The sequence below is a fragment of the Eubacterium aggregans genome (assembly GCF_900107815.1).
Classification (GTDB): domain Bacteria; phylum Bacillota; class Clostridia; order Eubacteriales; family Eubacteriaceae; genus Eubacterium_O; species Eubacterium_O aggregans.
The window spans coordinates 1-12,816 of sequence record NZ_FNRK01000017.1; the positions used below are offsets into that span (position 1 = coordinate 1).

Annotated in this window: 13 protein-coding genes and 1 tRNA gene; 10 read left to right on the forward strand and 4 right to left on the reverse strand. The window is 51.0% G+C overall.

Annotation, left to right across the window (positions count from 1 at the left end):
- From BLW33_RS09845 to BLW33_RS09855, 3 genes are all read left to right on the forward strand, one after another.
- Positions 1 to 303, forward strand: a 303-nt coding sequence (locus BLW33_RS09845) for an integrase core domain-containing protein (RefSeq protein ID WP_143032619.1), incomplete at its 5' end; no start/stop codon positions are given.
- 132 nt (positions 304 to 435) lie between these two features.
- A complete protein-coding gene (locus BLW33_RS09850; RefSeq protein ID WP_242911650.1) occupies positions 436 to 927 on the forward strand; it encodes a YcjF family protein in 492 nt (163 codons plus the stop codon).
- Positions 928 to 1,328: 401 nt separating this feature from the next.
- Positions 1,329 to 1,706: a tyrosine-type recombinase/integrase gene (locus BLW33_RS09855; RefSeq protein ID WP_278286198.1), complete on the forward strand. Its 378-nt coding sequence runs from the start codon at positions 1,329 to 1,331 to the stop codon at positions 1,704 to 1,706.
- Positions 1,707 to 1,740: 34 nt separating this feature from the next.
- On the opposite strand, the gene BLW33_RS09860 is transcribed toward BLW33_RS09855, so the two are convergent.
- Together BLW33_RS09860 and BLW33_RS09865 are read right to left on the reverse strand one after the other, a co-directional pair.
- Positions 1,741 to 1,817 (reverse strand) — tRNA-Arg (locus tag BLW33_RS09860).
- Between the two features lie 95 nt (positions 1,818 to 1,912).
- Positions 1,913 to 2,629: a hypothetical protein gene (locus tag BLW33_RS09865; RefSeq protein ID WP_090308261.1), complete on the reverse strand. Its 717-nt coding sequence runs from the start codon at positions 2,627 to 2,629 to the stop codon at positions 1,913 to 1,915.
- 182 nt (positions 2,630 to 2,811) lie between these two features.
- Here BLW33_RS09865 and BLW33_RS09870 point away from each other — a divergent pair, with 182 nt between their 5' ends.
- The 5 genes from BLW33_RS09870 to BLW33_RS09890 all read left to right on the forward strand — a co-directional run bounded on the left by BLW33_RS09870 (position 2,812) and on the right by BLW33_RS09890 (position 7,217).
- Complete coding sequence (locus tag BLW33_RS09870; RefSeq protein WP_341456156.1) at positions 2,812 to 3,585, forward strand: TatD family hydrolase; 774 nt, start codon at positions 2,812 to 2,814, stop codon at positions 3,583 to 3,585.
- Between the two features lie 14 nt (positions 3,586 to 3,599).
- Entirely contained in the window at positions 3,600 to 4,355 is a 756-nt protein-coding gene (locus BLW33_RS09875) for an AzlC family ABC transporter permease (protein ID WP_242911651.1), read from the forward strand.
- Positions 4,355 to 4,675 carry an AzlD domain-containing protein gene (locus BLW33_RS09880; protein ID WP_090308264.1) on the forward strand — a complete coding sequence of 107 codons (321 nt, stop codon included), beginning with the start codon at positions 4,355 to 4,357 and terminating at the stop codon, positions 4,673 to 4,675. Before BLW33_RS09875 ends, BLW33_RS09880 begins: the two co-directional genes overlap by 1 nt.
- Positions 4,676 to 4,689: 14 nt before the next feature.
- Positions 4,690 to 5,694 carry a bifunctional glutamate--cysteine ligase GshA/glutathione synthetase GshB gene (gshAB, locus tag BLW33_RS09885; protein WP_090308267.1) on the forward strand — a complete coding sequence of 335 codons (1,005 nt, stop codon included), beginning with the start codon at positions 4,690 to 4,692 and terminating at the stop codon, positions 5,692 to 5,694.
- A 176-nt stretch (positions 5,695 to 5,870) separates the two neighbouring features.
- A complete protein-coding gene (locus BLW33_RS09890; RefSeq protein WP_090308270.1) occupies positions 5,871 to 7,217 on the forward strand; it encodes a hypothetical protein in 1,347 nt (448 codons plus the stop codon).
- A gap of 9 nt (positions 7,218 to 7,226) precedes the next feature.
- Here BLW33_RS09890 and BLW33_RS09895 read toward each other — a convergent pair whose 3' ends face one another.
- Positions 7,227 to 8,549 carry an MATE family efflux transporter gene (locus BLW33_RS09895; RefSeq protein WP_090308273.1) on the reverse strand — a complete coding sequence of 441 codons (1,323 nt, stop codon included), beginning with the start codon at positions 8,547 to 8,549 and terminating at the stop codon, positions 7,227 to 7,229.
- Between the two features lie 315 nt (positions 8,550 to 8,864).
- Between BLW33_RS09895 and BLW33_RS09900 the strand changes: the two genes are divergently transcribed.
- On the forward strand, positions 8,865 to 10,868 hold the full coding sequence (locus BLW33_RS09900) for an oxidoreductase (RefSeq protein WP_090308276.1): 2,004 nt from the start codon (positions 8,865 to 8,867) through the stop codon (positions 10,866 to 10,868).
- Here the strand turns inward: BLW33_RS09900 and BLW33_RS09905 are convergent.
- Positions 10,865 to 11,758, reverse strand: coding sequence for a LysR family transcriptional regulator (locus tag BLW33_RS09905; RefSeq protein WP_090308279.1), 894 nt, complete (start codon positions 11,756 to 11,758; stop codon positions 10,865 to 10,867). The genes BLW33_RS09900 and BLW33_RS09905 overlap by 4 nt on opposite strands.
- Before the next feature lie 170 nt (positions 11,759 to 11,928).
- On the opposite strand from BLW33_RS09905, the gene aroE reads away from it, so the two are divergent.
- Positions 11,929 to 12,801 carry a shikimate dehydrogenase gene (gene aroE / locus BLW33_RS09910; protein WP_090308282.1) on the forward strand — a complete coding sequence of 291 codons (873 nt, stop codon included), beginning with the start codon at positions 11,929 to 11,931 and terminating at the stop codon, positions 12,799 to 12,801.
- Positions 12,802 to 12,816: the final 15 nt, after the last annotated feature.

Sequence of the window (12,816 nt, forward strand, 5' to 3'; positions counted from 1 at the left end):
CAATACACCAGTAACTGCTATCGCAAAGCACTCAAAAAATTTCACGTCAGGCAGAGCATGAACAGGGCTGGTGGTCGTTGCCACGATAACGCCAGATGTGAAAGTATGTGGGCACGGATGAAATCCGAACTGTTGTATGACCGCTATGATACCGAAAAAATGACCATCGAAGAATTGAAGGTCTTAATCTGGAGATATTTCATGAGCTACTGGAATAACAGAAGAATCTGCTCATCGATTGGTGGAGTGCCACCTATAATAAAGAGGCAGCAATATTACCAGTCCTTACAGGATGTTGCATAAGGTCGCTGAATCCTTGAGGGAAATCTGTCAACTATTATTGACAATATCAAAATAGAAGACTTGGGAACGGCAAAGGCTTATGGGTTGGATGTGTTAATCAAAGTTATGGGAGAGGCTTTGCCGGAGGAACTAATGAATACGCTCCAAAATGTTCAGATTGCGAGTTTAGAAGAAAAAAAGCGTCATGCACAGGCGGCGGTAGCAACAGCATCGCTTGCAGCGGCAGGTGAAGGAGCTGCACCTATTCCGTTCTCCGACTGTGCATTATTAATACCTACGCAGCTTGGAATGATTGCGACCATAACAGTGATATTTGGATTTGATGTTAACAAAAGTATCATCACGACTTTGTTATCATCAACTATTGGCGCAGGTGGAGCAACCCTTCTGGGGAAAACAGTAGTGACAAATTTATTGAAGTTTATACCGGGAGTTGGTACCGTTGCAGGTGGTGCAATTTCCGCAGGGACAGCAGGCGTAATTACTGCGGCACTTGGCGAAGCATACATAGGCATAATGGAACTTGTATTTAAAGGTGATATGAGTATTAATGATATTGGTACTAAAAAGGGGAAAGAAAAGATGACTACACTTTTCAAGCAGGAACTAAAAAGAAATAGATAGCTAGTTGTGCCCATAAGAGTGTCCGTGTTCAAATGCACCCAATCGTTACAGCCGTGTTCATTTGAACACGGCATCGTTAAATTATGCACCCACTAAAGCATTGGCGGGTGCATCGTTAAAAGGTTATTCGTTACATTGTATCATTTTTGGAACGGCAACAGATGGTGGTTATCGATCAGGGGAGCTTCTAGCACTAACCTGGAATGATGTGGATTTTATCGGTTAGAGGATCGTATTCAATAAGAGTTTTTCATATACGAAAGATGAATACACTGGGCTATATGATGGTCATACTGTAGCCACTAAGAATTATCAAATTAGGCAAAATAAAATGTCTCAATCACTAAAAGAATATTATTGTAGCATCGACATGAGCAGAAGATGATATTTTCAGATTATGGGTGTGTATAAAATGGAGGTACATTAGTCTTTGTACGTCAATTGCAACACATTTAGATGCAAATAATATTAACAAAGTGGTTAAAAAAATTTATGAAAAAATGGGCATAAATTGGCAGGGAAATTCGATGAATAAGTGCTTCCACGATCTCCAGTATACATATGCAACAAGACAGTTTGAACAAGGGGGAGATGTATTGACCGTCAGCAAACTGTTGGGGCATCGAAATGTGAATACCACGATAGATACGTATGTTCATATTTTAGATGATTTAAAAGATGCTGTGGCAGATGCGACTGATGATTTTTATCGAAGTATTGATGCAGATGATAGAAACACCATTGGCAAAAATATGGCAGGATTACGATTAGTTAAATAAAAAAACAGACCGGAGTCTGTTAAAGTCTTTAATATGGCGTGCCAAGAGGGATTCGAACCCCCGACCTTTCGGTTCGTAGCCGAACGCTCTATCCAGCTGAGCTATTGGCACGCATTTTGTGAGGCGTGATTGCCTTACCTGATATATTATAACAGGGAAAAATATTATTGCAAGCTTTTTTTGGGAAAAGGTCAAAAAATTTGCAATTAATTTTCAGGCCGTTGTTTTTTAGAAGGCGGGATTACCTCTGGTCCACGGGGGATGGGCCTGCGGGTTTGGGTGGGCCGGGAGGAACGGTTAGCTTGGCGCATGGCTTCAGAGGCTGTGCGCGGGGACTGGGTGGCATCCATCTTTGGGGTTGCTGCTGCCTTAGCGGTACGGGATTTTTGGGGTGAGGCAGTGGGTTTGGGGCCGGACTTAGGGGTAGACGGCACAGGGCTTGGCGTCTTTTGCCGGGGGTGCAGCGGTTTCGGCTGGCGCTTTTGGACCGACGCAGGCCTCTTGGATGGAGGGACCTTCTTTTTGGTGTGTTTATCCGTGGTCAATAGCCGTTTAATGGGGGCCCGCCAAAGCATATCGATATGAATCAGGACCATAAAGGCAATGAGCAGGCCACTGGCCAGTCCGAAAAGAAGGGCCGTACCGGTATTGGGGGTCTGATAAATTAAATACACCCGGGAAAAGCCGAACCATATCCCCAAAAGCATGAGAAGCACGCCCTCAAAAAGAGAACAGCGAATGAGTTCATATTGCTTAAAGGCCAGGACCCCCACCAGAATGAGGGCAAAGCCCCCCAAAAGGAAAAAAGCCCAGCAATGGCGCAGGAAGGTTGCCACAAAAGATGGCATTCCCAAATAATTGACGAATCCAAGGCAGACGAAGGCGATGAGCACATCGCCAAGTAAGAAACAAAGCCCTGTCATCAATCCGTTTCTTGACAAAGTATTCCGTGATTCCAAAATTTTCACCTCTTCTAATCTCTGTTGACCAACTTTTCCAATGCCATTAGTATAATATAAAAAAGGTCAAAGGACAATGAAAACCGACATGGTCCAGGAGAAGGGTTTATGATAAAATAAAATAAATGATCATTGAGGAGAAAAAAATGATGTTATCAGATAGCCACGCCCATCTGGATGATGCGCGTTTTGAACATGAGGTGGAATCCATTATCGGGAATGCCCGGGAAGCGGGGGTGGGTTTTATCCTGAATCCAGGATGTAATGTTCCCACCAGCCAGCTGGCGGTGGCCCTGAGCCAGGAATACCCCGAGGTTTATGCCGGAGTGGGCTTTCATCCATCAGATTGTTCTGACTTTGTAGAGAGTATCCACATCCCCATGTTAAGGGACTGGTGTGCCCTGGAAAAGACCCTGGCCATCGGTGAGATTGGATTGGATTATTATTATGACGATGGGGCTCCCCGGGAGGTGCAGAAGAAGGTGTTTGAAGCCCAGATCGATTTGGCCAACACCCTGGCCATGCCCATTATCGTCCATGACCGGGATGCCCACGGGGATACCCTGGATATGGTGAGAAGCTGCCTTCAGCCAGAGGCCGGCGGGGTATTCCACAGCTACAGCGGCAGCGTGGAGATGGCCAGACAGCTTTTAGACATGGGCCTGTACCTTTCCATCGGGGGCCCCCTAACCTTTAAAAACAGCCGGAAGACGCCGGATGTGGTGGCTTACGCCCCCCTGGACCGTCTTCTCATTGAGACGGACAGCCCCTACCTGACCCCGGAGCCCTTGAGAGGAAAGCGCAACGAGCCGGCCTATGTGGCCTATGTGGCTAAGAAGGTGGCGGAGATCAAGGGGATTTCCGTAGACGCAGTGGCAGAGCAGACCAGTCAGAATTGCAGGGCATTATTTAAGTTTTAAGAGACATAATAGAATTGAGGGAAAAAGAAATCGTGGAAGAACAAATCTGTCATAATCGATTCACCGAGGGGCTGAAGGACGGCATCCCCATCGGGTTAGGATATCTCTCCGTCTCCATTACCTTTGGGTTAATGGCCGTCACGGACGGTCTGCCGGTTTGGTCGGCGGTGCTCATCTCCATGACGAACCTGACCTCTGCGGGGCAGTTTGCGGGTCTGGCCCTCATGGTGGGCCAGGGGAGCCTTTTTGAAATGGCCCTGACCCAGCTGATTATCAACCTACGCTACGCCCTGATGTCCCTATCCTGGTCCCAGAAGCTGGATAAGAAGGTGACTCTCCTCCAGCGATGCCTAATCGCCTTTGGCAACACCGATGAGATTTTTGCGGTGAGCAGTGGCCAGCCGGGGACCCTGGGGGCCCGGTATATGTTTGGGTTAATGGTGATGCCCTATATCGGCTGGGCCCTGGGGACCCTCATCGGTGCGGTGGCCAGTACCCTGCTGCCGGCGTTTATCCGCAGCGCTATGGGGATTGCCATTTATGGGATGTTTTTAGCCATCATCATTCCTCCGGCTACAGAAGACAGTGCCATTCGGACGGTGCTCCTGGTGGCCATTGCCCTAAGCTGTGCCTTTGCCTTTGTCCCGATGCTTAACCAGGTGGGCAGCGGCTTCGTCATCATTATCTGTGCGGTGGCGGCATCGGCAGTGGGGGCACTCCTCCACCCTGTGGATGAGGGGTGTCCGGCAGAAGAAGGGGAGGCCGTGTGATGGATACAGGGTTGATTTTAGCCTATATCGCCGTGATGGCCGGGGTGACCTACGCCATCCGGGTACTGCCCCTGGTGCTTTTTCGTAAAGAGATCAAAAGTACCTTTGTGCGTTCATTTTTATATTATATTCCCTATGCTGTGCTGGGTGCCATGACCTTCCCGGCCGTTTTTTACTCCACAGGCAGTGTGGCTTCGGCCACCGTGGGCCTTGTTGTGGCGGTATTTTTAGCCATAAAGGGCAAGGGGCTGGTGACGGTGGCCGTACTGGCCTGTGTGGCAGTGCTGGCCGCCGAGGCACTCATGGGATTCATTGCATAAGAAAGGAGTTCATCATGACAACAGAAAAGAAAAGCTTCGGACTTCCGGGCTATGAGGATATGGAGCTGTCCACTCAGATTATCATGCGGGAGGCCATAGAGGCTGGGATCGCCGTGACGGTTTTAGATCGGGGGGAGAACCTCATCGAGCTTCGAAAGGATGGCCGCCGGGAATTTGTCCAGCAGGCCACTAAAACCAGTAAGGATAACTACATCACCCCCCTTTTGATGGAGAATAAGGCGGTGAGCAAGGATCTCATGGCCCAGGCGGGGATTCCGGTGCCCGCGGGTATCGAAATCCAAAGGGATGAGCCCCTGGGGGGATGCCTGCCCCAATGGGTGGGAAAAACCCTGGTGGTCAAGCCGAAATCCACTAATTTTGGCTTAGGGATTACCGTTATCGATCATCCGGCGGAGATGGGCGAACTGGAGGCAGCGGTCCGCCTGGCCTTTACCTTCGATAGCGTCATTCTCTTAGAGGATTTTGTCCCGGGAAAGGAATTCCGCTTCCTGGTGCTGGAGGGGGAAACCCTGGCGGTCCTCCATCGCCGGGCAGCCAACGTGGTAGGCAATGGCATCTCCACCATCCGTGAGCTGGTGGACAGTAAGAACAAGGACCCCCGGCGGGGGGACGATCACGAAAAACCCCTGAATAAGATTATTCTCGATGAGGCGGCCCTGGGGTTCTTAAAGGCCCAGGGAATGACCCCAGACTCTGTGCCCACGGAAAACGAGCGGGTGACCCTTCGGGGGAATTCCAATATCTCCACCGGTGGGGATTCCATCGATTATACGGATGTCATGCCCCAGGTCTTTAAGGACTTGGCGGTACGGGCCGCTGCGGTCTTCGATGCCTTTATCTGTGGGGTGGATTTAATCATTGCCGATTACCAGGACCCGGAATCCCCCCATGCCATCATTGAGGTGAATTACAACCCCCACATCGCCATGCAGTGCTATCCCTACCGGGGACCAGAGCGCCGATTGGGCAAAGCCGTGTTAGACAAGCTGTTTAATTGATAGAAAACACGCATGGTTTCCATAGAAAGCATTGATTAGACATCAGTAAAAAAATCCTGTAGAATGACCTCAGAGCATACGCCTGGGGTTATTTTTACGCGTTATACTATTGGGGACGTTGACCCTGGAATGTTAAAAAAATAACAAATCGGGCAAATAGAGAGGATAGAAGAAGCATGATGAAGACAGAGATTGGTGTGGAGTTACCCTATATTCCCTGTGGGCCCTTTAAAATCAGGATTCCGGGAATCCATTATCGTTTGGAGTTTGTGGAGCTTTTTCAGGGGCTGATCATCGGGACGACGGCCCTTAGCGCTGTGCCCTATATGACGGAATACCTGGGGCTGCCCTACGAATTGGCCTGGAGCTGTGTCATTATTGAAACCGCCCTATATTTGCTCCACGCCCTGTTGGGGGACCCGGTGATTCCCGGGTGGATTACCCCGACCCTGCCCTTAACCCTGGCTTTTTTAACCCAGTACGAAATGGGGCCCCAGCGCATCCAGGCCCTCATTGCCCTACAGATTACCCTGGGGGTAATCTTCATCTTTATGGGGGTTACCCGGCTGGCGGACGCCTTTGTGCGGCGGGTCCCAACCTCCATCAAAGGGGGAATTCTTTTGGCCACCCCCTTTACGGTGATGACTAGCCAGCTGGGGGATGGGGGTCAGCTGATGCTGTACCCCATTGCGGTGCTGGCAGGCTTTACCCTTCTGGCGGTCATCAGCTTTTCCGATACCTACCGGGAGAAGCGGAAGGACAGCAAGGTGTTGGACGTTATTGCCCGCTACGGGAATCTCTTTCCCTATTTGGTGGCCATGGGCGTTGGGGTAGCCGTGGGTGAGCTGGCCATGCCAACCCTGGAAATCGGGACGGTGATTAAGATTCCGGATATCCAGGGGATACTGAACACCGTCAGCATCTTTCATGTGGGGATCCCACCCCTATCCATGTGGCTTTCGGCCCTGCCCCTGGCACTGGTGGCCTACGTTATTTCCTTTGGGGATTTTGTCACCACCGAATCCCTGGTGGATGAAGCCAAATCCCTCCGTGGGGATGAGATCGTGGATTTTAATTCCAGCCGGTCCAACCTGATCCTGGGCCTTCGCAATATCATTCTGGGGATTATCGCCCCCTTCCCGCCGTTGTCCGGGCCATTATGGGCGGGAATGACGGTTTCCGTGGCCATTCGCTACGGCGAGGGTAAGGCGGCCATGAAATCCCTCATCGGTGGCATGAGCTCTTTCCGTATCGGAACCTTTATCAGCGTGATCCTCATACCGGTGGTAGCCTTTATGCGGCCAGTATTCCCGGTGGGGGCATCCCTCACCTTGCTGTTCCAGGCCTTTGTCTGTGCCCGGATCGGAATGGATTATTGTCACTCCAACCTGGACAAGAGCATCGCGGGGATCATGGCGGCGGTTCTGGCCCTAAAGGGCTCCACCTGGGGTCTGGTGGTAGGGATTCTCCTCAACCTGATCCTGTCCAATTGGCAGCCCTTTAAACGGGGAGAGAAGGAATAGAATAGCCCCTTACAAGGACGGTTTAGAGCTGCCATACCGAAGAACATAAAAGACAATCCCAACCATGGCAACCATCCACTCCGTTGCTGGAAAGGCACACCATACCCCGGTCATTCCAGCAACCCGTGATAGAATGAAGGCCATGGGGATAATCAGGATGAACCCCCGCAAAAGTGAGATGATATGGGCTGGGCGGGGGTATTCCGTGGAGGTGAAGTACACGGAAAGGATGATATTGAAGCCCACAAAGGGACAGGCGATAAAGTACAGCCTTAATCCATGGATGGCAATGGCCTGCAATAAGGGGTTGTGCTCATTGTTAAAGACCGCTGCGATGGCGGGCGCACCGAAAAACACCGCCGTATAAATAATTCCAGATAAAATCACCATGGTAGTCAGGGCATATTTTAAAATGCTCCTGACATTTTTTGTATTTTTTGCCCCGAAATGACTGCTGAGGATGGGTTGGATGCCCTGGGCAATCCCTGTGTAGATGGCAATGACCACCAGGGAGAGATTGGCAATAACCCCGTAGGCAGCCACCCCGGTGTTTCCCTGGAGGGAAAGGATGATGGTGTTCAGCACGATGATGACGATACCCGAGGACAGCTCCGTAATCAGGGAAGGGGCCCCACTTGAAAGGATACCACCCAGGGTGATGCCATTCCATTGGCATTTTGCAAAGTGGAAATGATTTCTTTTTTTGATGAAATGGGGCGATAAAATAACCATGCTGATGATCGGGGCAAGGCCCGTTGCAAACACCGCGCCGAAAATACCCATGTGAAATGGAAAAATAAACACATAATCTAAAAGGATATTGGACAGGCTGCCGCCAATCATGGCGGCCATGGCAAGCTGGGGGGCCCCATCGTTACGGACAAAGCATAAAAGCACGTTGTTCATTAAAAAGGCCGGGGAAAAGAGTAAAATCACCTGGGTATAGGTTTTGGTCATGGCAAAGACACCCTCATTGGCCCCGAAGAGGGTCACAATCTGGGCGGAAAAGAATAGACCGATGAACACAAAGAAAACAGAAAACAGGATGGCAAGATATATCCCATGGGTAAAGATCCGATTGGTGGTATCTTGATCTCCCTGATTTTTTTTGATGGCGTATTTCGTTCCGCCGCCGATGCCGATCATCAGCCCACACCCGTGGATAAAGCTGTAAATGGGAATGGCCAGATTCAGGGCGGCCAGCCCGTTGGTTCCCAGTCCCTTTGATACAAAGAAGGTATCGGCCAGGATATAGCAGGATAGTCCGATCATTCCCAAAACATTTAAAGATGAATATTTTACAAAATCCCGAAAGCAATGTGATTTCACCATGGTAACCTCCAAAAAAAGAATAGGCCTGTGTTGTACAACACAGGCCTACTGTACAATAAAAACCCCGGCGGGTATTTTTTATACTATCATATGAAATTTAAGAAGTCAAATCGTCCCGTAAAAATAGAATAGCACTCAAAGGGATACACCAGCTTCCATTGGCTGCGGATGGCGGTGAGGATTGCGATGTGATTCAAGTTCAAGGTATTTATCTGAAATTTATAAAAAATATCTATGAATCCATGGGTTTTTAATCATTGGATTTCACCGGGAACCCCACCGTATAATAAACCTAACAATGAGGAGGTGTGAAGTATGAAATCAGATTATCCCAATCTATTTAAGCCGATAGCCATCGGGAACATGGTCATGCGCAACCGCACGGCGATGATGCCCATGGGGACGAACTACGGAGAACAAAATGGGGAGATGAGCTTTCTCCATATCAACTATTATAAACAGCGGGCCGCCGGGGGAACCGGACTGATCATCGTGGAGAACGCCAATGTGGACTACCCTCTGGGCTCCAATGGCACTACCCAGATCCGCATTGACCACGACAATTATATTCCCAGATATTTTAAACTTTGTGAAGAGCTCCATAGCCAGGGGGCCTGTGTGGCCATCCAGCTCAACCATGCCGGGGCCTCGGCCCAATCCGCCCGGACCCAGATGCAGCCCGTTTCGGCTTCGGCGGTGCCATCAAAAGCCGGGGGAGAGATCCCCACACCCTTGACGGCAGAGGGAATTAAGGGGATTGTGAAAAAGTATGCCGAGGCCGCTGGCCGGGCCAAGGCCGCGGGCTTCGATGCCGTGGAAATCCACGCCGGGCATTCCTATTTGCTCAGCCAGTTTTTATCGCCGACCACTAATGCCCGTACCGATATTTACGGTGGAAGCCCCGAAAACCGGGCCCGTTTCACCACTGAGGTCTGTCAAGCCGTCCGGGAAGCGGTGGGACCAGGATTCCCTGTTTTTGTCCGTCTCAGCGCCGATGAATTGGTGGAAGGAGGCAATACCTTAGAGGATACCCTGGATTATATTCAGTACTTCGATCCCTGGGTGGATGCCTACGACGTGTCCTGTGGTTTAAATGGCTCCATTCAATTCCAAATCGATGCCAATTATTTAGAGGATGGCTGGCGCGCCTACATGGCCAAGGCCGTGAAGGATCGGTATCAAAAACCCTGTATCACCATGGGGAATATCCGAAATCCTAAGGTAGCCGAGGAAATTCTGGCCCGGGGAGATGCGGATATCATCGGTATGGGCCGGGGTCTGATTGCCGATCCCCAGTGGGTTAATAAGGTGGCCCGGGGACAGGAGAATCTTATCCGAAAATGTATCTCCTGTAATGTGGGCTGTGCCGGCAACCGCATCGGCATTAATCGCCCCATTCGCTGTACGGTGAATCCCTGTGTCAACGAAACCGAGGACTATAAGCAGCACCCCGTGGAAAAGCAGTGTAATGTGGTGGTCATCGGCGGGGGAACGGCAGGGTTAGAGGCGGCTTGTACCGCTGCGGAGGTGGGCTGTACCACCTTCCTTATGGAGAAAGAAGAAAACCTGGGGGGACTGTCCACCATCATTTCTCAAATTCCAGCGAAAAAGCGCTTGGCGGATTTTCCCCATTACCTTATCAATCGGGCGGCTCAGCTGAGTAATCTGTACATCATGACAGGCCAGGCCGTCACCACCGAGAGCATCCGCCAATTCAAGCCGGATATCATTGTCAATGCCACGGGCTCCAACCCGCTGCTGCCCCCCATCGAGGGATTGTACACCCATGTGGATACTCCGGGGAGCCGGGTACAGTCCATTACGGGAATGATCAATCGCCTGGAGGAGTATCCCGGGGATTTGTCGGATAAAAAGGTGGTGGTTATCGGCGGCGGGGCCGTGGGTTTGGATGTGGTGGAATTCATGGCACCCCGGGGCGCCCGGGTAGCCATTGTAGAAATGCTGTCGGAAATCGGAAAAGATCTGGACCCCGTTTCCCGGAGCGATACCAATGCGTTGATGGAAAAATACACCGTTGAAAAGTTGACCGGCACCAAGCTGGTTGAAGTCAAAGCCGATGCCTTCGTCCTGGAAAAGGACGGAGAGCGCTGGGAGCAGCCCTTTGATTATGGCTTTATCTGCCTGGGCATGCGGGCCAATACCCCCCTGCTGAAGGCCCTCAACGAGGACTTCGATGGCGATGATGTGGAGGTGGTGAATATTGGGGACAGCCTCCGGGCCCGCCGGATTATCGACGGGGTCCAGGAGGGGCGCAATATTTTAAGCATTTTGGAATCCCAGGGATTTATGAAGGCCTAGACCAGATCGGGAAGGCCGCCTGCGGTGATATACTCCTTTAAATCCGCCACCACTGGGGGCATATAGCGGTATTTCATAAAGGCCAGATAGAAGTTACGCTCCCAACTGGGGGCGGTAATCTGAAGGGCCTTCACATCCATAAATTTTAAAATGGGCATATTGGGGACCACAGCAATGCCAAAATTCTGGGCTACCAATCCGGCGATGACCTGGTCCTCCTCAACTTCAAAGACGACCTTGGGCTCACCCTTTATTTTCTCAAAGAGTCCATCCACCACCTGACGCAGGCCGCTGGTTCGGGTAAAAAAGATATGGGGGTAGATCAGGGTGTCTACCAGGTTGACGGATTCCTGCTCCGCCAGGGGGTGGTCCTTGTGGACGATGAGGACCAGCTCCTGAGTGGCCACGGGGGTGAAAGTCACCTTATCCTGGAAGCGCTCGTCGTAGGAGCACAGGACAATATCCAGCCGACGCTTGACCAGGTCCGTTAAAAGATCAAAGGTGATACCCGTGTGGAGACTGAACTGGATATCTTTTTCAATATTCTGGTTCAGGAATCCTCGGATGATCTGGGGGACCATCTCGGTTCCCAGGGTTCGCAGGAAGCCTAGCTCAATGGTGCCGGAGCCGGAGCCCGCCATCTGCATGGTGGTAATGGCGCCATCCAGGACGGCCAGAGCCCGTTCCACATCTTGAAGGAAGATATGGCCGAAGCGAGTGAGGACCACGTTGCGGCCCTCCTTTTCAAAAAGCTTCACCCCCAGCTCATCTTCCATGGCGGCAATGGCGTGGCTTAAGCTGGGCTGGGTGATCATCAGCTCCTCCGCCGCCCGGGTATAGTGCTCATACCGGGCCAGGGTGGTAAAATAGCGCAGATGGTATAGGTTCATTGTGGACTCCCATTCATTCTTTATTAGAACTAATGATAGCATAATTGATGAATAAAATCTATGAATTATACTGCTTTAATGTGTTCAAGTGTTGACAAGCAGAGGGACAATGGATAAAATGAAAATCAGACGGAAAAGCAGTTGCTGCAGTGCAGAAAGGACGATGTATAATGGAACGACGAATTGATGGACACACCCGGCTTTTAGGCCTCATTGGCTCCCCTGTGGGCCATTCCGGTTCACCGGCGATGTACAATTATAGCTTTGAAAAATGTGGGATTAATTACGCCTATCTGGCCTTCGATATCCCCAAGGAAAGGGTGAAAGCGGCCATCGATGCCATGCACACCTTAAATATGCGGGGGGCTAATGTCACCATGCCGGATAAAACCGAGGTAGTGCAGTATATGGATGCCCTGTCTCCGGCGGCCCGGATCGTCGGTGCCGTCAATACCATCGTTAATGAGGATGGAAAGCTGACCGGCCATATTACCGATGGAGAAGGCTTTGTCCGGAACCTTAAAGAACACGGGGTGGACATTGCCGGTAAAAAAATCGTGGTGATTGGAGCGGGTGGAGCGGCCACAGCCATCCAGGTTCAATGTGCCCTGGACGGTGCCCGGGAAATCGCCATCTTCAATATTAAGGATGATTTCTTTACCCGTGCCCAGGAAACCGCCAAGAAGATTGAGCATGAAAAGCCGGCATGTGTGGTGACCGTCAATGATTTAGAGGATGGCGCCAAGCTGGCAGCGGAAATTGCATCAGCGGACATTCTGGCCAATGCCACCCTGTCCGGGATGGCACCCCATACCGATACCACGGCCATTACCGACACCTCGGTGTTTAGGAAGGACCTGGTGGTGGCGGATGCGGTGTACAATCCCAAGGAAACCCGAATGATGCGGGAAGCCAAGGATGCCGGAGTGGAAACCATCATCGGCGGTACCGGGATGCTCCTCTGGCAGGGGGCCGCAGCCTTTACCTTGTACACCGGAGAAGAAATGCCGGCGGATGAGGTGGATGCGCTGTTCTTTAAGTAGAAGGAGTGAGGGATT